The organism is Vibrio sp. 10N.222.51.C5, from assembly GCF_041474575.1.
In the GTDB taxonomy this organism is placed as follows: domain Bacteria; phylum Pseudomonadota; class Gammaproteobacteria; order Enterobacterales; family Vibrionaceae; genus Vibrio; species Vibrio crassostreae_C.
In genome coordinates, this window is the sequence record NZ_JBFRUJ010000046.1 from 145111 (window position 1) to 169557 (window position 24447).

At 45.2% G+C, this 24447-nt stretch carries 24 protein-coding genes; 11 read left to right on the top strand and 13 right to left on the bottom strand.

Features of this window, described 5'->3' with window-relative positions; translation table 11 throughout:
- Nucleotides 1-30: 30 nt before the first annotated feature.
- Nucleotides 31-906: a radical SAM protein gene (locus AB4558_RS14975; protein ID WP_017087617.1), complete on the top strand. Its 876-nt coding sequence runs from the start codon at nt 31-33 to the stop codon at nt 904-906.
- Between the two features lie 90 nt (nt 907-996).
- Here AB4558_RS14975 and AB4558_RS14980 read toward each other — a convergent pair whose 3' ends face one another.
- The 3 genes from AB4558_RS14980 to ascF all read right to left on the bottom strand — a co-directional run bounded on the left by AB4558_RS14980 (nt 997) and on the right by ascF (nt 4626).
- A complete protein-coding gene (locus AB4558_RS14980) occupies nt 997-1614 on the bottom strand; it encodes a bifunctional 4-hydroxy-2-oxoglutarate aldolase/2-dehydro-3-deoxy-phosphogluconate aldolase (RefSeq protein ID WP_102398561.1) in 618 nt (205 codons plus the stop codon).
- Nucleotides 1615-1645: 31 nt separating this feature from the next.
- Nucleotides 1646-3076 (bottom strand): 6-phospho-beta-glucosidase, encoded by a 1431-nt coding sequence (gene ascB / locus AB4558_RS14985; protein ID WP_017059454.1) that lies wholly within the window; start codon nt 3074-3076, stop codon nt 1646-1648.
- A gap of 71 nt (nt 3077-3147) precedes the next feature.
- Nucleotides 3148-4626, bottom strand: coding sequence for a PTS cellobiose/arbutin/salicin transporter subunit IIBC (gene ascF / locus AB4558_RS14990; RefSeq protein ID WP_372158901.1), 1479 nt, complete (start codon nt 4624-4626; stop codon nt 3148-3150).
- Nucleotides 4627-4868: 242 nt separating this feature from the next.
- Between ascF and AB4558_RS14995 the strand changes: the two genes are divergently transcribed.
- Both AB4558_RS14995 and edd read left to right on the top strand, forming a co-directional pair.
- A complete protein-coding gene (locus AB4558_RS14995; protein ID WP_017059452.1) occupies nt 4869-5393 on the top strand; it encodes a gluconokinase in 525 nt (174 codons plus the stop codon).
- Complete coding sequence (gene edd / locus AB4558_RS15000) at nt 5390-7186, top strand: phosphogluconate dehydratase (protein WP_372074156.1); 1797 nt, start codon at nt 5390-5392, stop codon at nt 7184-7186. The genes AB4558_RS14995 and edd overlap by 4 nt, the downstream gene beginning before the upstream one ends.
- A gap of 73 nt (nt 7187-7259) precedes the next feature.
- Here the strand turns inward: edd and AB4558_RS15005 are convergent, their stop codons facing one another.
- Together AB4558_RS15005 and AB4558_RS15010 are read right to left on the bottom strand one after the other, a co-directional pair.
- Nucleotides 7260-8267 (bottom strand): LacI family DNA-binding transcriptional regulator, encoded by a 1008-nt coding sequence (locus AB4558_RS15005; protein WP_017059450.1) that lies wholly within the window; start codon nt 8265-8267, stop codon nt 7260-7262.
- Between the two features lie 105 nt (nt 8268-8372).
- Nucleotides 8373-9074, bottom strand: a complete 702-nt coding sequence (locus AB4558_RS15010; protein WP_137002218.1) for a lipoyl protein ligase domain-containing protein — start codon at nt 9072-9074, stop codon at nt 8373-8375.
- 185 nt (nt 9075-9259) lie between these two features.
- Between AB4558_RS15010 and AB4558_RS15015 the strand changes: the two genes are divergently transcribed.
- Together AB4558_RS15015 and AB4558_RS15020 are read left to right on the top strand one after the other, a co-directional pair.
- Entirely contained in the window at nt 9260-9544 is a 285-nt protein-coding gene (locus AB4558_RS15015; protein ID WP_017059448.1) for a hypothetical protein, read from the top strand.
- Nucleotides 9541-9819, top strand: a complete 279-nt coding sequence (locus AB4558_RS15020) for a type II toxin-antitoxin system mRNA interferase toxin, RelE/StbE family (protein ID WP_017064043.1) — start codon at nt 9541-9543, stop codon at nt 9817-9819. Before AB4558_RS15015 ends, AB4558_RS15020 begins: the two co-directional genes overlap by 4 nt.
- A gap of 149 nt (nt 9820-9968) precedes the next feature.
- On the opposite strand, the gene AB4558_RS15025 is transcribed toward AB4558_RS15020, so the two are convergent.
- Nucleotides 9969-10256, bottom strand: a complete 288-nt coding sequence (locus AB4558_RS15025; protein ID WP_372074154.1) for a type II toxin-antitoxin system RelE/ParE family toxin — start codon at nt 10254-10256, stop codon at nt 9969-9971.
- Complete coding sequence (locus tag AB4558_RS15030; protein WP_011080399.1) at nt 10253-10534, bottom strand: type II toxin-antitoxin system Phd/YefM family antitoxin; 282 nt, start codon at nt 10532-10534, stop codon at nt 10253-10255. The genes AB4558_RS15025 and AB4558_RS15030 overlap by 4 nt, the downstream gene beginning before the upstream one ends.
- 401 nt (nt 10535-10935) lie before the next feature.
- On the opposite strand from AB4558_RS15030, the gene AB4558_RS15035 reads away from it, so the two are divergent.
- Nucleotides 10936-11892, top strand: coding sequence for an IS110 family transposase (locus AB4558_RS15035; RefSeq protein ID WP_372074152.1), 957 nt, complete (start codon nt 10936-10938; stop codon nt 11890-11892).
- 22 nt (nt 11893-11914) lie between these two features.
- On the opposite strand, the gene AB4558_RS15040 is transcribed toward AB4558_RS15035, so the two are convergent.
- Entirely contained in the window at nt 11915-13003 is a 1089-nt protein-coding gene (locus AB4558_RS15040) for a hypothetical protein (protein WP_161437624.1), read from the bottom strand.
- 346 nt (nt 13004-13349) lie between these two features.
- Between AB4558_RS15040 and AB4558_RS15045 the strand changes: the two genes are divergently transcribed.
- From AB4558_RS15045 to AB4558_RS15060, 4 genes are all read left to right on the top strand, one after another.
- Nucleotides 13350-14306 (top strand): integron integrase, encoded by a 957-nt coding sequence (locus AB4558_RS15045; protein ID WP_372074150.1) that lies wholly within the window; start codon nt 13350-13352, stop codon nt 14304-14306.
- Between the two features lie 109 nt (nt 14307-14415).
- Entirely contained in the window at nt 14416-15315 is a 900-nt protein-coding gene (locus AB4558_RS15050) for a homocysteine S-methyltransferase family protein (protein ID WP_017065219.1), read from the top strand.
- Nucleotides 15316-15428: 113 nt separating this feature from the next.
- Complete coding sequence (locus AB4558_RS15055) at nt 15429-16439, top strand: Gfo/Idh/MocA family protein (RefSeq protein ID WP_372074148.1); 1011 nt, start codon at nt 15429-15431, stop codon at nt 16437-16439.
- Nucleotides 16440-16449: 10 nt separating this feature from the next.
- Nucleotides 16450-17970, top strand: a complete 1521-nt coding sequence (locus AB4558_RS15060; protein ID WP_372074146.1) for an SgrR family transcriptional regulator — start codon at nt 16450-16452, stop codon at nt 17968-17970.
- 96 nt (nt 17971-18066) lie between these two features.
- On the opposite strand, the gene AB4558_RS15065 is transcribed toward AB4558_RS15060, so the two are convergent.
- From AB4558_RS15065 to AB4558_RS15080, 4 genes are all read right to left on the bottom strand, one after another.
- Nucleotides 18067-19161 (bottom strand): HDOD domain-containing protein, encoded by a 1095-nt coding sequence (locus tag AB4558_RS15065; RefSeq protein WP_372074144.1) that lies wholly within the window; start codon nt 19159-19161, stop codon nt 18067-18069.
- A 236-nt stretch (nt 19162-19397) separates the two neighbouring features.
- Nucleotides 19398-20453: an alcohol dehydrogenase family protein gene (locus tag AB4558_RS15070; RefSeq protein ID WP_372074142.1), complete on the bottom strand. Its 1056-nt coding sequence runs from the start codon at nt 20451-20453 to the stop codon at nt 19398-19400.
- Nucleotides 20450-20968: a TetR/AcrR family transcriptional regulator gene (locus AB4558_RS15075; RefSeq protein WP_017065213.1), complete on the bottom strand. Its 519-nt coding sequence runs from the start codon at nt 20966-20968 to the stop codon at nt 20450-20452. The genes AB4558_RS15070 and AB4558_RS15075 overlap by 4 nt, the downstream gene beginning before the upstream one ends.
- 155 nt (nt 20969-21123) lie before the next feature.
- Complete coding sequence (locus tag AB4558_RS15080; protein WP_102398044.1) at nt 21124-22257, bottom strand: multidrug effflux MFS transporter; 1134 nt, start codon at nt 22255-22257, stop codon at nt 21124-21126.
- A gap of 97 nt (nt 22258-22354) precedes the next feature.
- On the opposite strand from AB4558_RS15080, the gene AB4558_RS15085 reads away from it, so the two are divergent.
- A complete protein-coding gene (locus tag AB4558_RS15085) occupies nt 22355-23128 on the top strand; it encodes a helix-turn-helix domain-containing protein (RefSeq protein ID WP_372074140.1) in 774 nt (257 codons plus the stop codon).
- A 99-nt stretch (nt 23129-23227) separates the two neighbouring features.
- On the opposite strand, the gene uxuA is transcribed toward AB4558_RS15085, so the two are convergent.
- Nucleotides 23228-24415 (bottom strand): mannonate dehydratase, encoded by a 1188-nt coding sequence (gene uxuA / locus AB4558_RS15090; protein WP_017068145.1) that lies wholly within the window; start codon nt 24413-24415, stop codon nt 23228-23230.
- Nucleotides 24416-24447: the final 32 nt, after the last annotated feature.

Here is a 24447-nt window from a genome sequence, read left to right on the forward strand (position 1 = left end):
AACAACACAGGCTACGGCCGAGGAGCATTTATGCGTTTTGAAGGTAAAGTTTATCGTCCTTGGATGGAAGCAGAGAGCGTACTCATCCAGACAACATTGGGGTGCAGTAACAACCAATGTACCTTCTGCACGATGTTTGATGATAAGCGTTTCAAAGTAAGAGATATCAAAGACATCTTTGAAGATATTGATGCGGCGAGAAAAATCTACCCGCATGTAGAGTCTATCTTTTTAGTCGATGGTAACGTAATGGCAATCCGAACCGAGATGCTGATTTCGATTCTGGATTACATCAAAATCACCTTTCCAGAGATCAAGAACATTTCTCTGTATTCAGGGTTCAATGACTTTCGCCGTAAGAGCTTGTCTGAATTAAAAGAGATTAAGTCGGCAGGTTTAAGCATGGCCTATTCCGGCTTGGAGTCCGGTGACCCAATTGTGCTTGAACGCATTCAAAAGCGCATGACGCGTGAGCATGCAATTGAAGGTATGAACTTAGCCCGTGAAGCAGACATCAAGGTGCTGGCTTCTTTCATCTTTGGCCTTGGCGGCAAAGAACGTTCTGTAGAGCATGCGATTAATACCACCAGCTTGCTGAACATCATGCAGCCAGATGCAATTGCACCGATGGCTTTAGCCGTTCAACCGGGGTCGGTGTTGGAAAAAGAAGTAAACCGTGGCGAGTTTGTTTTACCAACGCCATTGCAGATTCTGGAAGAAGAAAAATACTTGCTCGAAAACCTAGAAGATTTCGATTGCTACTACTGGGGCGACCACGGCAATAACATCTCACCAATGCGTGGCATGTTGCCTCAGGCTCGTAAGCCGTTTCTTGACAAGATAAATCAAGACATCGCGCATAACCCAATCACTAAGCAAAACGTCATTAAAACCTTTGCTTGGTAACGAGTAACCTCTACATCGTTTGAAGCAGCCACAAAAAGGGCCAGTATCAGCTGGCCCTTTCATTTTCTACTTATGTCGCTCTCTATCGAACTACCTGGAGCCGACCGCTCGGACTAATTCTGCGATTCCATCCCAATCACCCTTGTCCATTTTGTCTGTCGGTACCATCCAAGTTCCACCGCAGGCAACAACTGATTTCAGTGCTAAGTAAGACTCAACGTTCGCTGGGCTTACTCCGCCTGTCGGCATAAAGTTAACCGGATAAACAGCCGTCAACGCTTTCAACATAGCAACACCGCCAGATGGCTCTGCTGGGAAGAACTTTAGTGTCTTAAGCCCCATTTCCATTGCTTGTTCAACCAAGCTTGGGTTATTCACTCCAGGAACGATCGTAACCCCTCTTTGCTGACAGTATTTGACTGTGGTTGGATTCAAACCTGGGCTAACAATGAAATCAACACCCGCATCAATGGCAGTATCCACCTGATCTGTAGTCAGCACAGTACCTGCGCCAATCAGTAACTCAGGGTAGGCTTCACGCATCAAACGAATCGACTCTGCTGCCGCTTCTGTACGAAATGTCACTTCAGCACAAGGCAAACCATTTTCAACCAGCACTTTCGCCAGTGGTACAGCCTGAGCAACGTCATTAATGGCGATCACCGGAACGATGCGAATATCTCTGAGTCGCTGTTCAATTGTTTTCATTGTTCATTTCTCTCATTATCAAACAGACAAATTAAGCCAAGTCGCTGCCGTTGCTTGCGATCACTTTTTTGTACCAGTGGAATGACTTTTTAGGAATACGATTTAACGTACCATTGCCTAGGTTGTCTCTGTCCACGTAGATAAACCCATAGCGCTTGCTCATCTCTCCGGTCGACGCTGCGACAAGATCGATACAACCCCAAGGCGTATAGCCCATCAGTGGGACGCCATCTTCCATTGCTTCATGCATCGCAACAATGTGCTGACGAAGGTAATCAATGCGGTAATCATCGTTCACTTCTCCATTGTCATCCAAGGTATCACGAGCACCTAAGCCATTTTCTACCAAGAAAAGTGGTTTCTGGTAACGGTCATAGAGTGTGTTCATCGTAATTCGAAGACCTGTAGGGTCAATGACCCAGCCCCAATCACTTGCTGGAAGATGAGGGTTTTTGATGGACTTAACGACGTTCGCTGCACTCGTATTTCCTGCATTCATATCAGCGGAAGCACAGCGTGAAGCGTAATAACTGAAAGAAATGAAATCGACAGTATTTTTCAGAATCTCGAAATCTTCTTCTTGTGTTTCAAGCACCACACCTTTGTTATCAAACACTTTTTGAGCATAAGATGGGTAGTAACCACGCGATTGAACATCGATAAAGAACAGGTTCTCGCGGTCTTTTTCCATAGCCATCAGCACATCTTCTGGCTTACATGAATATGGATAGAAGTTACCGCCCGCCAGCATACAACCCACTTGGTTTTGCTCATCAACTTCATGGGCAATCTTGGTTACCAAAGCGCTTGCTACTAGCTCATGGTGAGCTGCTTGGTACTTCACTTGATCGTGATTTTCGCCCTCCTGAAACAACAATCCAGCACCAGAAAACGGGCTCGCTAGTAAAATATTGATTTCGTTGAAAGTTAACCAGTATTTCACCAAGCCTTTGTAGTTTTCGAAACAGGTTCTCGCGTAACGGCTAAAGAACTCAATCATCTTACGATTACGCCACGAACCATACTCGTTGACCAAGTGCATAGGCACATCGAAATGGCACAAGGTAACGAGCGGCTCAATACCGTATTTCTTACACTCTTCAAAAACATCACGGTAAAAATCTAAGCCAGCTTGGTTCGGCTCTAGCTCGTCACCTTTTGGAAAGATTCGGCTCCAAGCGATGGATACGCGGAAGACTTTAAATCCCATCTCTGCCAGCAAGGCGATGTCTTCTTTGTAACGGTGATAAAAGTCTATCGCGTTATGGCTTGGGTAGAACTCGTCTTCGCTGAGCGTCACCTTATCAACCTGACCAAGCTTAATTGGCATGCGGTTCTCACCATAAGGGATCATATCTACGGTTGTTAGGCCTTTACCACCCGCTAAGTGAGCGCCTTCAGACTGGTTTGCAGCAATAGCGCCGCCCCATAAGAAATCTTCGGGAAATTGAATGTTTGACATCGAATACCTCGGAAACAATAAAAGTCACCTTACGCTGAAGTAAGGTGACTGAATAAATTAATCAATTCTAATTAAGACGCGGACACTACTGTCGGCTTGTCTTCTGCCTTACCAGCTTCTTTGTTTGCTGACTCTGAAGTTGCTTTCTCATCGGCATCATCTTCTGGAACATCTTCAAAGCCTAAAACTAGGGTTAGAACAAATGACAGAACAATAGACAATGCGATCAGACCGAACACCCAAACGATACTCATTGGGTCATTCACATCGAAGAACTGAACACTCGTAAACAAGCTTGGTGCTGCCATCGAGTGACTCGCAAGGCCACCCATGCCCGCTAATGCACCTACGATAAAACCAGTAATCATTGTTGCGATAAGTGGACGTTTCAGACGAACAAGCACGCCGTACAATGCAGGCTCAGAGATACCGGCGAAGATAGCTGAAGCACCTGCGGCTAATGATGTCTGCTTTAGTGCGCTGTTTTTGGTTTTGTAAGCAACAGCCAGACACGCACCACCCATACCGAGGTTGGCACCGATTTCTGAAGGCATAACCATACCTTCACGACCCGTCTCAGCAATGGTTTGAATAATCGTTGGAGTAAATACACGGTGCATACCAGTAAGAACAAGTAGAGGCCACAGTGCGCCCATGATAGCAACCGACAACCAACCTAATGTGTCATGAATTGTGTAAACAAGCGCTGAAAGTGCAGTACCAACCCAAATACCAAATGGACCGATAAGTACGATAGCAACCGGAGCTGCAATCAATACGATAAGCATAGGTTTCAGGAAGTTTTTAGTCACAGCAGGGGTAATGCTATCTACCCAACGTTCTATGTAAGAAAGAGCCCAAGTCATCACAAGTACAGGAATAACCGTGTAGGTGTATTTCACTGACGTGATTGGGATACCGAAGAAATCAACGTGCTTGCCTTCTGCTGCTTGCGCCATCAATTCCATAAAGTTCGGGTGGATTAAGACACCGGCAATCGCAATGGAAAGAGACATATTGGTCTTGAATTTGATCGATGCGGAAGCGGCAACCATAACCGGTAGGAAGAAGAAGGCGCCATCGCCAATCGCTTTCAAGATAATCAAGGTAGGTGCATTTGGCTCAACCCAGCCCAGCATCTCAAGTACCATGGCGAGCAGTTTGACCATTGAAGCGCCAATGATTGCTGGGATAAGAGGCGACATGGTACCAACCAGTGCGTCCAACATTTTCGCACCAATTGACTTAGCCGTTAGCTTCTCTTTTTTAGCAGGAACCTCTGACTCAGATACAGTGGATAGCTTACAAAGCACCATCACTTCTTTGTATGCATACGATACCTCGTTACCAATGATAACTTGTACTTTGTCTCCATTATCAACAACACCCATAACACCTTTCAGTGCTTTTAGCTTGTTAATATCGACGCCATCTTGGCTGTGTAAAACGAATCGTAGTCGAGTCATGCAGTGTGTTAGGGCAGCCACATTTGTCTTGCCCCCAAGATGCTCAACAACAGATTTCGCAATTGCGCGGTAATCGTTGGCCATTTTATCCTCCAAAGATCTCTTTCCAGTGATTTTTAAACGCGAATATAGTGAGATGTGACTAATTTTCCGTCAGTTGGATGCAAAAACAATCACAATTGTTGTGAATTGTTGTTTTGTGTCCTTCATCACACTTCCTTAAGTTACCGGTAACATGTTACCGGTAACGCTTATAAGATAAAGCCATATTTACAAGCGATGTTCAAAATTGAGATCACGCGCAAATTTGTTAAGAGGATTGAGTTATGGCTGGTAGTAGTGTCATCGTCATGGGTGTCAGTGCTTGTGGGAAAAGCACGATAGGCGAGCAGTTGGCAAAAAAACTTGGGCGTAAGTTCATTGATGGTGACGACCTTCATCCTCGAGCAAACATTCAAAAAATGGCGTCAGGCCAACCTCTTAATGATGATGATCGCATTCCATGGCTGGAACGCGTTCGTGATGCAGCGTACAGCCTAGAAAGTAAAAATGAGCACGGCATTATTGTGTGTTCTGCGTTGAAGAAGAAGTACCGCGACCAAATTCGCGAAGGGAACAAAAACCTCACCTTTCTCTTTTTAGATGGCAACATTGACCTGATCTTGCATCGAATGCGTCAGCGCCAAGGCCACTTCATGAAAGAGAACATGATTAAAAGCCAGTTCGAAACATTAGAAAGACCCGATCACGAGCCAGATACGGTTGTCATCAGCATTGATGGCGATATTGATGACGTTGTGGACTGTGCTGCGATTGTGCTTTCAATGACTGATGAGGCAGAAACAGCATGACCCTTCCAACCATCCAAGCGGTGACTCAACGATTAATTGAACGAAGCAAAGAGACTCATGAAGCGTTTCTAAACCGAACCCAACACCAAGCCTCTGCTGGCAAAGGTGGTAAAGGGCTTTCTTGCGGCAACTTGGCTCATGCTGTCGCAGCTTCTTGCTCCGATGAGAAACGCTCGATTCTTGATCTCACTAAATCCAATGTGGCGTTAATCAGCTCTTACAACGATATGTTAAGCGCTCACCAGCCGTATCAACACTATCCAGATCAGATCAAAAAGGCGTTAGCTAAGTTCGGCCACACCTCTCAAGTAGCGGGCTGTGTTCCCGCGATGTGCGATGGGGTAACTCAAGGCCAACCAGGCATGGATATGTCTTTGTTTTCAAGGGACTTGATTGCTCAATCGACCGCTCTTTCACTGAGTCACAACGTGTTTGATTCAACCCTATTGCTTGGCATTTGCGACAAGATAGCTCCAGGACAACTGATGGGCGCGCTCTCTTTTGCGCATCTACCCACCGCTTTTGTTCCGGCGGGCTTGATGGCAACGGGCATCAGCAATGATGAGAAAGTACATATTCGCCAAGAATACGCGGCTGGCAAGGTAGGAAAAAGTGCCTTGCTGGACATGGAGTGCAACGCTTATCACTCAGCGGGCACCTGCACTTTTTACGGCACAGCCAATACCAATCAGCTGGTATTTGAAGCGATGGGGCTGATGCTTCCGGGCTCAGCGTTTATTCACCCTGACTCTGAATTGCGCGCATCACTCACTCAGCATGCCGCCATTGAAATTGCTTCAATGACACCACAAGCCGCAAACTTCCGCCCACTTTCTGAAGTCTTTACCGCTAAAAGCTTAATCAATGGCATTGTTGCCCTACTCGCATCAGGTGGCAGTACCAACCACAGCATTCACATGGTCGCGGTAGCACGCGCAGCAGGATTTATTCTGACTTGGCAAGACATCAGCGATCTATCCGATGTGGTGCCTTTACTTGCTCGAGTTTATCCCAACGGCCCAGCAGATATGAATGCGTTCCAAGCGGCAGGCGGAGTTCCCGCGCTGTTACGCCGTTTAGATCAAGCCAACTTACTGCACCGAGATGTCACACCTACCTTTGGCTCGTTTGAAGATCAAATGAGTATTCCAGAGCTTGAAAATGGAAAGCTAACGTGGAAAAAATGCAAACAGTCGGCAGATGCAGAGGTAATTGCAGGCCAAGAACAGGTATTCCAAAGCACAGGCGGAACGCGAGTCCTTTCAGGGAACCTTGGCAACGCAGTGATTAAAGTGTCAGCGGTTGCAGAAGAGCAACGTGTAATAGAAGCACCTGCGGTAGTTTTTGATTGCCAACATAAGGTAGAAGCTGCGTATCAACGAGGTGAGCTCAACAAAGATTGCATTGTTGTGGTGATAAATAATGGACCAGCTGCGAACGGTATGCCTGAACTGCATAAGCTCATGCCGATTCTAGGTAATGTTCAGAAACAAGGGTTTAAAGTGGCTCTGGTTACTGATGGGCGCCTTTCTGGAGCCTCAGGAAAGATCCCATCCGCGATTCATGTCTCACCAGAGGCCATTCGAGGAGGAACTATTGGGCTTGTTTGCGAAGGCGATATCCTGCGCTTAGATTGCGCGAGTGGCGAACTCAATAACCTCAACGACATGCAATCTCGCCAAGCGAAGGTATTTGAGGCAGACGCCAACCAGCAAACCATGGGGCGCAACCTATTTAGCGTGATGCGCCAAAGCGTTTCGAGTGCAGAACAAGGGGCGAGTTTTATCGTCTAGCTGTGTCATTACTTAAATGTAAAAGCAAAAGGGGCATCATTTCGATGCCCCTTTCCGTTCCCACCATACTTGGTTAAACGCTTTCGCCATCAGTGATGCGATAGCCCATATCCACTACCGTTTCCGTAACTGGCTCACCTTTCAATCGGGCAAGCAGTAGCTCGGCACTTTTCTTACCTATTTCATAACGTGGCGTATCCACGCTAGTCAGTTTTGGGCGTATGGTTTGACCAATATCTAACGCGTTATAGCCCACCACAGATAGCTGTTGCGGCACTTGGATTCCACGTTGCTGGGCAATGAGCAAGGTACCTATCGCGATGTCATCATTGGTGCAGAACACGCCATCTAGATCTGGGTAATCCGCAAGAGCGCGATCAAGCAGATCTTCAGCCAAAGAGAAGTTAGAGTGCTGTTCAGTCAACACGTGTTTAGGCTCTAATCCAGCCTCATACATCGCTTTGTCATAGCCTTGCAAACGCAACTTAGTTCGCGCATCCAATCGAGCGCCAAAGTAAGCAATAGAGCGTTTACCAGCTTCAATCATTCGCTTCACGACATGGTAAGAAGCATCAATATGGTCCAAGCCAACAACCATATCGATCGGATTGGTTGGGAGTTCCATCGTTTCAACAACAGAAACACCTGAATTCTTGATCATCTGTAACGTGCGGGGGGTGTGGTGGCTTTCCGTCAATATCAACCCATCAACTTGATACGAAAGCAGCGAAGCAATCTTTTCCTCTTCTTCCACAGCATCATAGCTAAAGTGAGCAAGCAACGTCTCGTAGCCATTCTCTTTAGTAACCGTTTCGATACCTTGAACAAACGCGGCAAAGATTTGGTTTGATAACGAAGGGAGCAAGATACCGATCGCTTTACTCGACGATTTAGAGAGCATAGCTGGCGCTTTGTTTTCGATGTATCCCATCTCTTCAATAACCGCTGCAATTTTAACGCGAGTTTTGGCTGCGACTGAATCGGGATTGCGCATGTAACGAGAGACGGTCATCTTTGTGACCCCCACTTTGTCTGCAACATCTTGAAGTGTGGTTCGAGTTTTCTTCTGCTGTTCTGTCATAACTATTTGAACTCTTTATTATGTTACAAGTAACATTATAAAGTTCTCACCGCCTTAAGTTCAACCCATCCGACAAATTAGCATGGCGTTAACGAAAGGTTGGTATCACGCATGCTTGATGAAAGCTTGGCTTAACTGCTGAAAGAGTGAGTCTACGTTGGGTAGAGTTGTCAGATGTGCGGACAACGGAGTATGAACTTGCGCGTCCACCACGGTTGGATTTCCACAAACTTGATTATAAAAATTTACGGGTGCAACGATGTTCTCTAGGTCGACATCCAACAAGATACAAGCTTGCGAAAGTACGATTTGGCCGCCCCCTTGTTTAAGCAAAACACGCTGCGCCGTGCCCACTATTTTTTGTTTATTGATATTGAGGTTGTAGTCACCATCACAATAAGAACCGGGAGTCGCGTGTACATCCACATCGATGCCCAGTTCTTTAAAAAACAGGGTTAAGACATTGCACAGATGTAGATACGCTTTTTGGATGTTGTAGGCTTCATCACGAGGCCAATGATAAATATGCGATAAGTTAATGATCCCCGGCAGTTGAGGAACGGGAGCACCACCCGTTTTACGTGAGGTGAGTTGCCAGCCTTGTGCCGCGAGTTGCTTTCTAGACTCGACCGTCACTGGCCACTTCTTACCTGCGGGCAAAACAAGTGTCGGCGCTTTTGCTTGCCACAACATTAAGGCTTGCCCAATCTCACCCGCCTGAATTTGCTGCAATAATTCAGCTTCTTTTTCAAACGCACGATTAACATCAATGTGCGGGTAACGTACGAGTTTATTGGTTAACTTCAATGCACTTTCCTCTACAGATTGTGGTGACCTATCATTTAACGTTCTGCAATGGTTGATGAGATATGGGACTATGTGCGATGAAACATAGCACCAAAAGTTAGTTATTGGCGCCATAGTAGCTTGTCAGTTGCCCATCTCAAAGGTGAGTGCTAACATTTGTACACACACCAATAAAGGAATACACCATGGACACTAGAATTCAATTTCGTGTTGATGAAGAAACAAAACGCCTAGCTCAACAGATGGCTGAGAGCCAAGGTCGCACACTGAGTGGTGCTTGCCGTGAGCTTACTGAGCAACTCGCTGAGCAACAAAGACAGACATTATCTCACGATGCATGGCTAACTGAACAAGTAAACCTAGCATTTGAGAAGTTTGACTCAGGAGAATCCGTTTTCGTTGAACACCAAACTGCTAAATCTCGAATGGAAGAACGCAAAGCCAGAATACGTAATCGAGGTAAGCAATGATTTTATGGGAAGAAGAATCACTCAATGATCGTGAAAGGATCTTTGAGTTTATCTATGACTTCAACCCTGATGCGGCAGAAAACGCTGACAACCTCATTGAAACAAAAGTAGAAAACTTGCTTGAGCAGCCTCTAATGGGTGTACAGAGAGACGGCATTCGTGGGCAATTACTTATAATTCCTGAGATTTCAATGATCGTCTCCTATTGGATCGAAGGCGACATTATCCGAATTATGCGCGTACTCCACCAGAAACAAAAGTTCCCAATGGATTGATTACTTCCTCTGGGCAACTAGCCCAATTAAGGGGTGAACAACGCCTCCACCCAACCTAAAGCATTGTGCCATAAACACTTAACTTGAAGTAGGAGCAAAAGTGCCAAGCGTTGTGAATCCATCTTAAATTGCTTGTTATAACACAATTGCTACACGTCACTTTCCGTTAGTATCTGACGACAATTTCGTACTGTAAGGACGCGAATTTCATGGCTGAGGCTATATATGATTCGATAGTGACCAAACAAGATTTCGCGGTAATTGGTATGAGGTAGCTCAGGAGCCATTCGTCCCATTTCAGGCATACTTGAGAGAAGGTCTGTTTTATCGAAGACCTCATTAACCCAGTTTTCTGCCGCCACTGGATTATCTAGCGAAATAAACTCGGCTGCATCACCTAACTTTTGTAATGCTAGTGGTGACCAGACTACTTTCATTTCTTAATGCGCCCCAATACTTGAGCACGAGCGTCTTCATTGGAAACACCTAAACCTGAAGCTAATTGTGCTTCAGCAGTACGCATTTCTTCCAGTAACTCGATCTTCTCTTGCATTGCTTCATATTCTGCAACATCAAGGACAACCGCAACACCCTTACCACGTTGTGTGATAACTAGTGGTCTGCGAGTTTCGTTAATCTGTTTAATAAATGACGTCACGCCAGCACGAAATTCAGACAAAGGCTGAATATCTTGATCAAAATGGATGCGGCTCATGTTGAACTCCCTATGGTACAATTTAATGTACAAATAATAGTTCAAATAGCAATTTTGAGCAATAGCCTGATTTTGTGTTATAGCCCTGTTAAGGTGTGAGCAACGCAATACCGATGCTACCGTATACCGCCTTAAACACTGAACGCAACGCATAATAAAAATGCCACGCGTTGCGAATCACTCTTAAACAGTTTGTATGGATAATAAGCACTCCAATCGGGTAATGTGAGACCCAGGCTTTAGCTGCAACTAAAGCTTTCTATGTAGTAGTTCGTTTAAACGCTGGCTCCTCTATCGAGAGACCGATAACAAACATGAACGCTACATAGGACTTCAAGCATAAACCTCGAATAGTCGACTGGGTCTCGAACCCGCATTACGCAAGCATGAGTTAGCTTATTATGAATACCAAAATCAATCAAAGCATCAACGTTGGAGTTGATACCGGCAAAACACAATTAGACATCCACATCAGGCCACTAGACCTATTTTTCTCAGTAGAGAACAATGATAAAGGCATCAAAAAAGCACTCAAAACGATTAAGAGTCACAGTCCTGAACGAATCGTTATTGAAGCAACAGGCCGATTAGAAATGCCTTTTGTTCTTGCATGTGCAGAGGCTCAATTACCTATTGTCAGAGCAAACCCTGTCCACATAAAACGGTTCGCTGGTGCTATTGGCCGCAGAGCCAAAAATGATCGTTTAGATGCAGAATTGATTGCTCACTATGGAGAAGCAATCAAACCAGCTCTTACTGTCATAAAGCCAAAAAACATATGCCTAATGAGTGACTTAGTCATTCGCCGAAACCAGTTGTTATCCATGCAAACCATGGAAAAGAACCGAATCCAGATACTTCCCGCTTCTCTCCATCCGACTATCAAACCAATGCTAACCACGATAAAAAATCAAATCACCAAGTTAGAAGAAAAGCTCGTTAAACTCATTGAAGATAGCCCTGAATACCAAGCTAAAAACACAATATTGCAAAGCGTCCCAGGAATAGGAAACATTGCCGCTGCATCAATAATTAGCAACGTACCTGAACTTGGTTACATCACGAATAAACAAGCAGCATCACTGATTGGTGTCGCTCCAATAACACGCGAAAGTGGGCGCTACAAAGGTAAGCGCGTGATACAAGGCGGTCGAGCGCAAGTACGAACCGTTTTATACATGGCGATGATGTCAGCCATGCAATGTAACCCCATATTCAAAGCGACTTATGCTCGACTTTTAGCTGCTGGGAAACCTAAAAAAGTCGCAATAATCGCGTGCGTACGAAAGATGGTTGTGACACTTAACTCTATGCTCAGAGATGGCGCCATGTGGGATGAAAACACAGCCAAAAATTAATCATTGACGCCATAGTCGTTTGTTATACAACAGGCTTTTTCAGTTCGATAATTTCGTTTTTCTTAGCAATTATTCTCTTACACTCTGCTACTATTCTTTCAAAGCTCCTGCAATGGCTTCTATCCGATACATACTGGTACTCAACCGGAATACCATCACCTCGCTTCGGTACAAGACCCACTCGTACCAGCAATGAGAGCTTTTTGCTTTCATCATCATATTTCACTTCTAGTTCTCGTATAATTTCCTGAACATTGTGAAAGTGTGAAACATGCTCAAATAGACTCAACATGTTGATGTTTACATTTGTACTGCGAGAGCTCTTAACATTATTTTTCAAGTAATAGATTCTTACACTCTCATTTTTCACCACTATTTCAATAGGTTCAACGCCACGAAGCTTAAAGCCACTTTCTTTCGCATAAACGATATTGAAGTTATTAAATAAACTATTTTCAGAAACATCATCTCTAACACCACCTCTAATAACATAGTTCTCAACGCTAGCAACAGACAATCGATTTGCATTAGTAACCAATTTATTTAGGTATTTCGTTAGAGAGTTTTTGTAATGAACAGAATTTGTCTTCCATTGGTTTGGAGAGATTCTTACAGGGTTAAAACCTTCCTGTTGAAGAGTTCCAGCGTCTCTATGGTGCGCCTTTATTATATTGCTTTCTGTATAATGAGAATCGTGGCCATCATATTCATAAGCAACTCTACCGAGTAGCACGCGAGTGTCATGGTCGAATTCTTTATATAACTCAATGACTAAATCTACGGACCAAGGTTGACCATTAGGTTTAGGTGATGTTTCTGGTTTTATTACCTTAAATTGCGGTATTATACGAACTTCATATCCCGCTCCATAATCACTACTTAACTCTAATGAGCGTGGTGCATTCTCAAAATTAACAACTTTCAGGTTTTCCAATTCAGAAATAAGCTCAGCGACAAATTTGATCTCTTGTTGTGAGGTTCCACCAACCCCTTGCATGCTGATCAAAGCTATAGCAACAATATCACCGACCAAAGGCTCAATTTTTTTATAAACCACCGTTTGCTTGTTACTAAAGTTATCTTTGATTTTTTTTAGTTGAGACTCTAACACCGAATACACCACCTATTTTTGTTGTATAACATTTTAATATTGTGCAAGCACGAATCCATCCGCTTAACATATCAAAAAGGTCACTCATAACCAACTGAATGCTATGCATTTAATATAAAAGTGGGTCTAAACAATAAGTGTGAAAACGTGCAAGCACATATTGCCGACTATGTAACGCTCGGCCTCATTCTTAACCACCCATAAATCTGCAGTATAATCAATAATTTAAAATAAGCCTCTCGTTAAATTCGTGCTCAATCAGAGTTAAAAACCACTCTTTTTTAAGTCATTAATTATTCAACAAGCAATAAACTGTCTGTATGTACAGATTTTGTGAGGGGAATATATGGCGAGTCAATTCATGCAGGCAATTTGCGAACATATGACGATGCGAGGCTATAGTCGCAAGACAATCAAAGCCTACTGTTACTGGATAAAATACTTCATTCATTTTCATAAGCTTAAACACCCTGAACAGATGCATGCCGCTGAAGTTGTCTCCTTTCTTTCTCATTTAGCTAATCAACAAAAAGTAGCCATCAATACTCAAAAGGTAGCTCTCAATGCTCTAGCCTATTTATACAATCAATTTATTAAGCAACCTCTAGGAGACTTAGGGTTTAGCTATGCGACTCGGTCTCGAAAAATTCCTAGCGTACTCAATCATGCGGAAGCTATCTCGGTGATCAATGAAATAGATCCTAAATATCAACTGTTTTTTCGCTTGTTGTATGGTTCAGGTTTGAGAGTATCGGAATGCCTGAGGCTTCGAGTACAAGATATAGATCTAAAACAAGGGTCTCTCACTGTTCACAATGGGAAAGGAAATAGAGACCGAGTGACAATTTTAAGTTTTTCACTCACTGAAGCTATACAAGACAAAATTTCACAAGTTGCAGTTCTGCTCGCTAAAGATAACTTGAATGGGTTTGGGCCATCTTTACCTCACCGATTAGGTAAAAAATACCCTAGTGCCTATCGACAACTTGCTTGGATGTACCTATTCCCATCAAAATCCGTCACTCAACACTCTGAGTCGGGGATCGTATGCCGACACCACCTACATGATTCGGTACTCCGAAAAACGCTGAAGAAGGCGACTAACTCTAATAAATTGCGCCACAAGCGAATTAGTTGTCATACTTTCAGGCACAGTTTTGCTACGCAACTTCTAAAGTCAGGCTCCGATATCAGAACGGTTCAAGAGCTACTGGGGCACAGTGATGTTAAGACAACTCAGATTTACACTCACGTTATTGGGCAACACTTTAGTGGCACGACTAGCCCGCTAGACGGCTTATAACGAAACTCCCTCATCGATAGTTGAACCTTGGCTTGATGGCTTCTGTCTGACAAGGTTGTCTGATATGGTGACGGCAGAACTTCAGCAACTGTTTTAGATAGTATTAAATATGAAAACACTAACCATACTTGATGGCGGCATGGGCCGAGAACTCAAAGAAATTGGCGCGCCATTTTCTCAACCGCTTTGGAGTGCTCAAGCGCTGATTGAAGCACCCGAATTTGTCAGCCAAGCACATCAAAACTTTGTCGATGCAGGTGCTGAAATCCTAATCACCAATAGCTACGCCTGTGTGCCTTTTCACTTGGGTGAAGAGCTGTTCGAGCAGCGAGGCTTTGAACTAGCCACACTGTCTGGTGAGCTGGCTAAAGCAGTTGCAGACAATGCTACCCACACAGTGAAAGTAGCAGGCGCGATTCCACCGCCATTTGGCAGCTACCGACCAGACTTGTTTAAGGTAGAAGAGGCAGCGCCAATCATTCAAACGCTTTACGATGCCCAGGATCCAAACATCGATCTTTGGATAGCGGAAACCATCTGCAGCCTGCAAGAGTTCGAATCCATTCATGCGGTTCTTAAGCAGTCAGATAAGCCGTGTTACTACGCATTCAGTTTGGAAGATACCAAGGGCGATTCTGCCAATATTCGTTCTGGCGAGAGCGTAACAGACGCCATCAAACTTGCCTGCCAATCAAACGCGACAGGCATTATGTTTAACTGTTCAGTGCCTGAAGTGATGGATCAAGCCATTATCGATGCCAAGAAAGTGATCGATGAGCTAGGCAGTGATTTAGAAGTTGGTGTCTATGCCAACAATTTTGCGCCTATCAGCAACGAACATGAAGCGAATGATATGTTTCAGGAGATGCGTGAGCTGGATGGCCAAGGTTACTTAACTTACGCTAAACGCTGGCATGCACTGGGCGCGAATATTATCGGTGGCTGTTGTGGCATCGGGCCAAAACACATTAAAGCCCTAGCCGATTGGAAACACTCAATACAGAGCTAATCCTGAGCTTCAACTAGAATAAAATAAATAGAGAACAGGTTGAGAAATCTGTTCTCTATTTGTATGTGACGTCTCTGAGTACACTGATACAAAACAACGATTTGGAGCAACAGATGAGCGACACGCAACGCAAAATAAAATGGGGCATCGCAGGGCTAGGTAATATCGCCAATCGATTCGCAACGGTAGTCACAGAGCACTCTCTGCATGGTGAATTGTATGCCGTTGCCGCAAGAGATCACTCACGCGCAACCACGTTCGCCAATAAGTTTGGTTGCGACAAGGCTTATGGTTCTTATGAAGAGATAGCGAATGACCCAAGTGTTGAAGCGGTTTACATCGCTACGGTTCACCCATACCACCAGCCACTCGCCGAACTGTTTCTAAAGAATAAAAAACATGTATTAGTCGAGAAGCCAGCTTTTACCAACCTTGCTGACTGGCTTGAGATGAAAGCCCTCGCCAAGCAAAATGGCGTGATGCTGTTAGAAGCGATGAAAACAGTGGTGTTTCCCGCGTATCGTGAGCTCCAATCATTCTTGGTCGACAACAATATTCAGATAGATTCCATCGAAGCCAGCTTTGGTAACCATCATGACTATGAGCCCGATTTGTTTATCTTCAATCCGGATTTGTCAGGCGGAGCAACACTCGATGTTGGGGTCTATGGGCTTTGGTTCTTTTACGATCTGTGCCGAACGCTGGGTGTAAACCCTTCAAAACCTCAGGTAGAGATGTCGTGTCTTTATGAGGGAGCGAATGTTGATACCAATGCATGCTTTACATTCTCTGGTGATATAAGCGGTAAGATATCGGCATCAACAGTGCAAAACCTTCCCCGATCAGCACACTTGAGTGGACCTGAAACCAAAATCACCATTCACGAAAAATGGTGGAATCCGGCCTTTATTGAGATTGAACATCAAGGCCAAAAGTCGACCATTAACTACCGAGTGATAGGGAATGGATTCGAGTTTGAAATCGACCATTTTTCAGATTTGGTGCTTCAAGGCAAAACTGAATCGAATATCCTGAGCTCAGAGATAACCTCTCGAGTTCTCGATACGATGGAAAACGCACTGATTGATTCTGGCTATTCACATTTAACTCAACCTCGTCGTTAGGAAAAGCAAATTGGGCAACCTTAAGCGTAAGCTTGAACTGTATGAAAAGATATTTCAGGCTTTTGGGCCTGGAGTATCACACTGTCAGGTCAACCAACTGGCCACACTGCTGCACGTGAGTGAACGTCACGTTCAGACCTTACTCAAAGCGATGACAGCACAAGGCTGGATTGAGTGGCAAGCTAGCTCAGGCCGCAGCAAGAAGGCACAACTCACGTGTCTGGTTGAACCCATTGAGGCGTGTTACCAATACGCACAAACCCAAGCTGACGCAGGCAACATAGAACAGGTGTTTAGCACCTTGAGCTTCAACGGCCGCAATGCTGGCACTGAGTTGCAAGACTTTCTAAGCAATACCAATCCGTCGACGCAGAATATCGCGTACATCCCGTTTCACCGAGAACTCGAAGCGCTTCACCCTCAACGCGTGCTTAGACGCACCGAACGTTTCTTAGTGATGCAAGTTTGCCAACGCCTAACCTCCGTTAAGCACGGCAAACTCAGCGGCGATCTGGCTTATCATTGGCAGCCTAATCAAGATGCGACACAGTGGCACTTTCAGATTCGCAATGGTGTTCACTTTCATAACGGTCGAACACTCGAACCTCAAGACATAGCACGCAACCTTAACTCTCTCTGCCAAAGCAAAATATGGCATCGCTGTTATCAGCATATTAATGAGGTCTCTGTCTCGGCAGGCAATGTGGTTGTCGTAAAGTTGAATCAACCTGATTGGCATTTACCGCGCCTACTTGCTAGGGCTGAAGCCTCCGTATTCGATCACTCATCACCGACTGATAGGCTGATTGGATCTGGCGCGTTCTCATTAGACATCTTCTCAAGCAAGATGTTGAGATTGAGCCGCAATAGCGCGTATTCACACAGCACGCCGATTCTTAATCGAGTCGAGTTCTGGGTCTACCCGGAATGGGCACAGAGCAAAGCCTGCGCTCAAAATCAGGTGTGCGTGAAACTGCCCGAGAAAACGATCACTGTGCGTTGCGATAATCATGCTTCCAAACCGGAATTCGGCTCAACCTTCTTCAAGATTCAAAACCCAGCGTTGTCGAAAACAGAGCGTGAATTCACCGTTGAAGACACCTCTGAATGCCAAACCCTTTTCGATCAATTATCAGTATCCGGCGACAGCAAAACCAACGTGGAATATGGCCACTACCTAACTAACTACCTAACTACCAAAGACGTCGTGTTGTGTAGCATTATTGATGAGAACGACACCTTCACTTCGTGGTTAAGCTTCTTCAGTCGCTTCCCGTTTGAGGAATTAACTTTACCTTCTGAGATGCTAGAGACAATCGAACAAGGCTTAGCCTCAATAACAAACCAGCCCAACTTTGAGTTAGCAATGAATGCACTGTTGGTGCTTCGGCATTGGTTGCATGAATCTGGAGTTGTGGTTGAGCTCAAGCAAGAGGCGTTCAACTTAGAGGTTTCTGAAAAGATACACGGCGCACAAGTAAATGGTTTCGGTTGGTGCGAACTCGACAAGCTGTGGATTAGCCATTTGTAAGCGTATTTCGTAGCTGAATGTATTTCACAACCTAGCCCAACCAAGCTGCAACCAATCATTATGTTCAGTCACAGCGTAGGTCGAATAGGCTAAGGGTTAGCTCACTAGCGATAATTCAGACTCTTTATAGATACGGTTAACCACTTTGTATGCAGCCGGAGACATCAGTGTCTCTTTGCATCTGCGCTTAAATTGCTCGACTTCAATCGTTTGTTCTTCCAGTAAATAGCACAGCTCACTCAAGTAGTTAGCTTCAAACACAGCTTGACCAAGTGGTGTGCATTCGTATCGGCTAGACTCTTGGTAGCCAATCGCGGTCAACACTGATTCTGGCAGTTCCCAGAACTTAGCAATGGTGTAAGTCAGGCGAATAGAGTAGCTGTTCATCAGGCGCTTCAATGCCAACGAGTTAGGTGGAACAGAAGGATCAACATGCTTGAAGGCTTCTACCATCATCTGGAAAATGATCATCTTGCCTAAGTTGCGAATTAACCCAACAAAGTATGCCGCTGCTTGATCTTCTTGAGGTGAAGAGTCTTTCATCAACTCCTTAGAAAACGACGCGGTTTGAACACTGTGATTCCAAATTTTCTCACCGAAGTGACGCCAGTAAATATTGTTGCCCGGCGTGAAGTTCTTCATGTAGCTATTCACCACTCCTTCAACGAGCCCTTGTGAACCCATATTGAGGAAAGCAGTTTTTAAGTCAGTAACTTGTTTTTCACTGCGTTTGTAGAAGGCGCTGTTAGCCAGTTTAATCACATCGGCAGCCATACTCGGCTCACGTTCAATCACTTTTAACAGTGCTTCGACGTCAAACTCATCATTTTGTAACTCCCTCATTAATGTGGTGACAGAGGCAGGCATCACTGGCAATTCATTGAGTAACACTTTAGGGGAGCGTATCAAACGCTCGACTTGGCAAGCGACAAAATCGCTAAACGGGTCAGATTCGGTTCGCAGGCGAGACTCTCCGAACAGATAATCAAGAAACTCACCGTCGTGTAGGCTTATCGTTTTATCGACGATTAATGATGATGGCTGAGTGGACGACGGCGGAACAAAGATTGAAGACTGAACAGAATCAGTAGCAACGGTTTGTTGTTGCTCTTGTTGGGCAGGCTCTGCAGAGGGTTTGTTTTTTGAATAAACAAAAGGTGAGAATAGTGCCTGCAATACCCTTTTAAACATCAATACGGCTTCTAGATAAATACAACATAGATAGGGATATATAATGGCGGTAATTATCGCACAGTTAATTCATAAACCACACAATGATAAATGAATCATTAACTTTTCAGCTGTATAGGATCTGTTACTCAACGGGTTGCAAGACTGAGCCCGCCAGTATTCGCCAGAAACAAGAAGAGCGAGCACATAACGCTTGCTCGCTCTTCCATAAATCTAAACCGTGAAGCTGACTAAAACTAGCGTTCTGCCACTTCCAACACGATCTTACCAACATGCTTTTTCTTTAAGAACTCATCTTGCGCTTTATGGATATCGGCTAGCGGATAAGACTCTGCAACGATGGCGCCAATCTGCTGTTTCTCGATACGATTAACCAAGTTTTGGAATACTTGCGGTTCTAAAACCGTGCAACCAAAAAAGCTGAGGTCTTTGAGATACAAAGTTCGCACATCAAGCTCAACCATTGCACCACCAATCGCACCAGACACAGCATAACGGCCATGCGGTTTTAGGACTTCAAGAAACTCTGGCCACTTGTCACCAGCAACTAAATCGATCACCACATTCACGCTGCTTTCGCCTAGCGCGTTAACCAAATCTGCATCACGGGCAATCACTTCATCAGCGCCAAGTTCAAGTAACTGTTGGTTCTTGCTTGGGCTAGTGATGGCAATAACATACGCGCCGCGAGCTTTTGCTAGCTGAATAGCCGCAGAGCCCACACCGCCCGATGCACCTGAGATAAGCACGCGATCACCTTCAGCCACATTGGCACGAGTTAGCATGTTCTCTGCTGTTGAGTAAGAACATGGGAAAGACGCTAGCTCAACATCCGACATAGAACTGTTCACCGCGTAAGCATGCTTAGCTGCTACTTTGGTGTATTCAGCGAAACCACCATCGCATTCAGATCCGAAATACCATGGCTGTGGTAGATCTTGTCCATAAACCTCGGTCAAACAAGGCTCAATCAGAACACGCTCACCAATACGGTCAGCCGAAACTTCGTTACCAACGGCTACGATGAAGCCGCACACGTCAGCACCTTGGATACGAGGGAATTTCAACGCTTCGCCAGACCAACTGGCATCGTCTGAATCATCACTTTTAGAATACCAACCGATTCGTGTGTTGATGTCGGTGTTGTTCACGCCTGCCGCCATCACCTTGATCAGCACTTCATTAGGCTCAATTTTTGGAACAGCAATGTCTTCACGGTAGCCAAGCATTTCTGCCCCGCCGTGCCCTAGCATCTCTACGCCTTTCATTGTTTTCGGTAGTTCGAATTTCATCGTGTTTCCTCGAGTAATTTTGTCACCATATTCTGCGCCGATGCCACTGCTTCTTCGCCTAATACTGGCCACGCGCTTGATACGCCTTCATGAAGTAAAAACAGTGGTGTCGCGAGATCCTCTCGAAGGCTCTGATTGCCTATAAGCAAACGAACTTGTTCTTTATGCTGTGTAACCGCTTGGCTGATAAGCTCATTATCGGGAAACGCGGCCATCGCATTCATCGACATACACCCGTGCGGCGCATATTCTTCTAACCATTGTTGAAGCTTGTTGAAGATATGAGTAACCGATGCGAGCCCCTTTTCAGGCGACGTTTCCAACAAGAAATCTAGGTAACGTTGATGTCGATACTCCAAGGCACCAACGATCATCGCTTCTTTTGAAGGGAAGTGTTTATACAAGGTTCTTAGGCTTACATCGCACGCCGTTTTCAGCTGTGCAACACTCGGCTCAGCAAAACCTTGCTGGCTGAACGCTACTTCAAGGCTTGCTGCAATCTGTTCTCTCAACATAGTGCTCTCTCAATACCCGACAAAGGGTAGAATGATTGTTCTACTTACAGAGTAGAACGATCACTCTACCCCTGTCAATATCCAAATTTACAAACCAAGAAATGATAAATTCCGCGCCAAACAGGACACGGAATTTATCAATACAGATGAGAGACTTAGCGTTTAAGCTGGAGTCGACTGCGTATCGTCACCAGAACAGATAACGCGCCACAAAGTACCAACACTACACCTAGATCTTGGAGCATTCCCGCTAAAGCGAGCCCTGAGCCGATCAAGGTGTAATACATCAAACCAAACAGTGCGCCTGCACTTCCTGCTTGAGATTGGTAACGTACCAACGCTCGGCTCAATACATTGGGAATCGCAATGCCAAACGCCATAACCACCAACATCATTGGAAGCAAGAACCAGATCGTGTGTTGTGAAAAATACACACCCACCGCACCTAATGTTTGAAGCCCTGCTGCGATACCAATCAGAGACATTGAAGACACTTGTCTCTTCAACAATGTCTTGTTCACCAAGCTTCCCAACAGAGTCCCGAACCCAAGCACAATGCCGCTGTAGCCAAACTGCTCAACGCTAAATCCAAGTTGAATGAAGGCAAATGAACCCAATTGATAATAGGAAAACAGTGCAATATTGAACGACGCGACCAGCAACGCAGACATCCATATATCGCTATCTTTGACCATGTGAATACTGAGTGACTTTAACTGCAATGGCTGCTTAGATTGTTGCGTTTCAGGCAATGACCATAGGCTATGTGCCAACAGCACTAACACCATAATAAACAGGGCAATAAACACATATTGATGCCCGCCCGCTTGGCTTAATTGACCGCCAAGAAGCAGCCCGATGATTGGGCTAATCGACAGCCCCATCCCCATGTAACCAAACACCTTGGCCAGTTCAGCGCCGCTAAAGGCATCTCGCAACATGGTTTGTGTCACAACCGAGCCAACCGCAAGCCCGAAAGCGCCCATGGCTCGGGCTATCATCAACCAAACAAAGCTATTGGTTTGCATAGCAATGAGTGCTGAACAAGCGAATAACCCCATGCCCAATAACATGGTTGGTCGGCGCCCCCATTTGTCTGCCAATATGCCCCATACCACAACACCGAGCGCAAACGCTGAGAAGTAGATCGAGAGGGTTTGCGCCGCTTGTGCGTAACTCACATCAAAGGATTTCGATATTGAATCCAGAGTCGGGCTATAGATGGTTTCTGCGATTTGAGGGAACATCAGCAATAGCACCATTTGCCATAAAGAAGGTTTTGTTTTCATCATTTTTCCAAGGCCAGTGAACTTGACGAGGAGTCTAGGGGAAACTAACCTTGGCTCGTTAACAACATTAAAACCAAAAACAACAAGATTGGGACAAATGGCATTAATCAGCGAAACCATTGAGTTTGATGCAGACAGCTTACCTGCGCCCGTAATAGGGATTGCGGCAGAGCTAGGTCAGCATGACTCAGGAATACATCACCACGTAAAAGGACAGCTGCTGTATGCTCCGCAGGGTTGCATCACCTTGACCTTAAAAAACGCCATTTGCATTTTGCCGCCGACTAAAGCCGTGTGGATCCCGCCTTATACCAAACATCGCGCGCAGATGACCAATGTGGTTGCTTATCGGTCGCTCTATTTTGATAGCAGTATTTACACCTGCCCAGAAGCGATTGAAATTGTGGAAGTGAATGAGCTTTTAAAAGCCCTGATCAATAAGATAGCTTTCTGGGATTGGGACGTTGCCCGCGAGCAAACCACCAATACCGCCAACCTATTCTGGGAAGAGTTTTACAGTGCTAACCAACACTCGTTTATCTTGCCACTACCGACAGATCGCCGCTTTAAAAGCTTTTGCAAACAAGTCCGAGCCGCTTCCTTTCTTGCCCCAGCCCTCTCGACATTAGCGAACTCGGTTGGCGCAAGCACCAAAACGATTACTCGATTATTCAAAGCCGAAACAGGCATGACTTACCAAGAGTGGCGACAGCAATGGCGCTTGTTTAAAGCGATTGAACTGCTCTCAGAAAACCGACAAGTCGGTGATGTGGCACATTTGCTAGAGTTCTCATCCAACAGTGCGTTTATCGCTTTTTTCAAACAGCAAACCGGGCAAACCCCTTTGGCCTTTACCAAGTTAGGGACGTGATCTTAGTAATCCAAACTCTGAAGTTTTACTGAGCTCAGATACAAAAAACCAGAACATGAGTTCTGGTTTTTAAAAGTATTTTAAAGCTAGATGCCGTCGTTACTTGGTATAGAAAGCGCGTTTCAATGCCATCTCTAAACCACGAACTTCAGCTAAGCCTTTCAATCGACCAATCGCCGAATAACCTGGGTTAGTGGTTTTCTTAAGGTCATCCAGCATTTGATGACCGTGATCCGGACGCATTGGAATTAAGCGGTGATCGCCCACTTCTGCACGACGATTTTCTTCATCCAAAATAGCCATCACAACGTTGTACATGTCCACATCACCATCGAGGTGCGCTGCTTCGTGGAATGTCATTGGGTTGCTCTCTTCACGCTTAGTTGAACGCAGGTGCGTAAAGTAAATTCGGTCACCGTGCTTTTTGATCATATTAACCAGATCATTGTCGCCACGAACACCGTATGAACCCGTACACATCGTCAAGCCATTCATTTTGCTCGGTACATGCTCGGTCAACCAATCAATGTCTTCGATCGTTGAAACGATGCGAGGCAAGCCTAGAATCGGACGCGGTGGATCGTCTGGGTGAACCGCCATCTTCAAGCCATTCGCATCACAGATAGGCATCAGCTCAGCGAGGAAGTAAGACATGTGCTCACGTAGCTTGTCTTTGTCGATTCCCGCATAGCGATCTAGCTGTGCTTGAAACGCTTCTAGTGTGTAACCTTCTTCAGCGCCTGGCAGGCCAGCGATGATGTTATTAGTCAGTTGCTGAATTTGCTCTGGCGTCATGTTGTTGAAGTAATCCAACGCTTGAGCTTGCTCTGATTCTGAATAGTCCGATTCTGCACCTGGACGTTTCAAGATATGCAGCTCAAATGCCGCAAACGCGATTTGGTCAAAACGCAGTGCGCGCGAGCCATCAGGCATTTCAAATTCTAAATCGGTACGCGTCCAGTCCAACACTGGCATGAAATTATAACAAACCGTATCGATGCCACACTCAGCAAGGTTAGACAGAGTTTGCTTATAGTTATCAATCCACTGCTGGTAGTTGCCAGTTTGAGTTTTGATCTCTTCGTGCACAGGCACGCTTTCTACAACCGACCACGTTAAACCTTTCTCTTCGATAATGGCTTTACGCTTGAGGATTTCTTCTTTTGTCCAAACTTCACCATTTGGAATATGATGCAGTGCATTCACAATACCAGTTGCGCCCGCTTGACGAATATCGTCTAGCGAGACTTGATCATTAGGGCCGTACCAACGCCACGTTTGTTCCATGAGACTTACCTTTCTTTAAGACGCACTTAGCC

What these genes read in the sequence shown, in the direction of transcription:
- AB4558_RS14975 (WP_017087617.1), top strand. Translation starts at nt 31, where the DNA reads ATGCGTTTTGAAGGTAAAGTTTATCGTCCTTGGATGGAAGCAGAGAGC.
- AB4558_RS14980 (WP_102398561.1), bottom strand. Translation starts at nt 1,614, where the DNA reads ATGAAAACAATTGAACAGCGACTCAGAGATATTCGCATCGTTCCGGTG.
- ascB (WP_017059454.1), bottom strand. Translation starts at nt 3,076, where the DNA reads ATGTCAAACATTCAATTTCCCGAAGATTTCTTATGGGGCGGCGCTATT.
- ascF (WP_372158901.1), bottom strand. Translation starts at nt 4,626, where the DNA reads ATGGCCAACGATTACCGCGCAATTGCGAAATCTGTTGTTGAGCATCTT.
- AB4558_RS14995 (WP_017059452.1), top strand. Translation starts at nt 4,869, where the DNA reads ATGGCTGGTAGTAGTGTCATCGTCATGGGTGTCAGTGCTTGTGGGAAA.
- edd (WP_372074156.1), top strand. Translation starts at nt 5,390, where the DNA reads ATGACCCTTCCAACCATCCAAGCGGTGACTCAACGATTAATTGAACGA.
- AB4558_RS15005 (WP_017059450.1), bottom strand. Translation starts at nt 8,267, where the DNA reads ATGACAGAACAGCAGAAGAAAACTCGAACCACACTTCAAGATGTTGCA.
- AB4558_RS15015 (WP_017059448.1), top strand. Translation starts at nt 9,260, where the DNA reads ATGGACACTAGAATTCAATTTCGTGTTGATGAAGAAACAAAACGCCTA.
- AB4558_RS15020 (WP_017064043.1), top strand. Translation starts at nt 9,541, where the DNA reads ATGATTTTATGGGAAGAAGAATCACTCAATGATCGTGAAAGGATCTTT.
- AB4558_RS15025 (WP_372074154.1), bottom strand. Translation starts at nt 10,256, where the DNA reads ATGAAAGTAGTCTGGTCACCACTAGCATTACAAAAGTTAGGTGATGCA.
- AB4558_RS15030 (WP_011080399.1), bottom strand. Translation starts at nt 10,534, where the DNA reads ATGAGCCGCATCCATTTTGATCAAGATATTCAGCCTTTGTCTGAATTT.
- AB4558_RS15035 (WP_372074152.1), top strand. Translation starts at nt 10,936, where the DNA reads ATGAATACCAAAATCAATCAAAGCATCAACGTTGGAGTTGATACCGGC.
- AB4558_RS15045 (WP_372074150.1), top strand. Translation starts at nt 13,350, where the DNA reads ATGGCGAGTCAATTCATGCAGGCAATTTGCGAACATATGACGATGCGA.
- AB4558_RS15050 (WP_017065219.1), top strand. Translation starts at nt 14,416, where the DNA reads ATGAAAACACTAACCATACTTGATGGCGGCATGGGCCGAGAACTCAAA.
- AB4558_RS15055 (WP_372074148.1), top strand. Translation starts at nt 15,429, where the DNA reads ATGAGCGACACGCAACGCAAAATAAAATGGGGCATCGCAGGGCTAGGT.
- AB4558_RS15065 (WP_372074144.1), bottom strand. Translation starts at nt 19,161, where the DNA reads ATGTTTAAAAGGGTATTGCAGGCACTATTCTCACCTTTTGTTTATTCA.
- AB4558_RS15070 (WP_372074142.1), bottom strand. Translation starts at nt 20,453, where the DNA reads ATGAAATTCGAACTACCGAAAACAATGAAAGGCGTAGAGATGCTAGGG.
- AB4558_RS15075 (WP_017065213.1), bottom strand. Translation starts at nt 20,968, where the DNA reads ATGTTGAGAGAACAGATTGCAGCAAGCCTTGAAGTAGCGTTCAGCCAG.
- AB4558_RS15080 (WP_102398044.1), bottom strand. Translation starts at nt 22,257, where the DNA reads ATGAAAACAAAACCTTCTTTATGGCAAATGGTGCTATTGCTGATGTTC.
- AB4558_RS15085 (WP_372074140.1), top strand. Translation starts at nt 22,355, where the DNA reads ATGGCATTAATCAGCGAAACCATTGAGTTTGATGCAGACAGCTTACCT.
- uxuA (WP_017068145.1), bottom strand. Translation starts at nt 24,415, where the DNA reads ATGGAACAAACGTGGCGTTGGTACGGCCCTAATGATCAAGTCTCGCTA.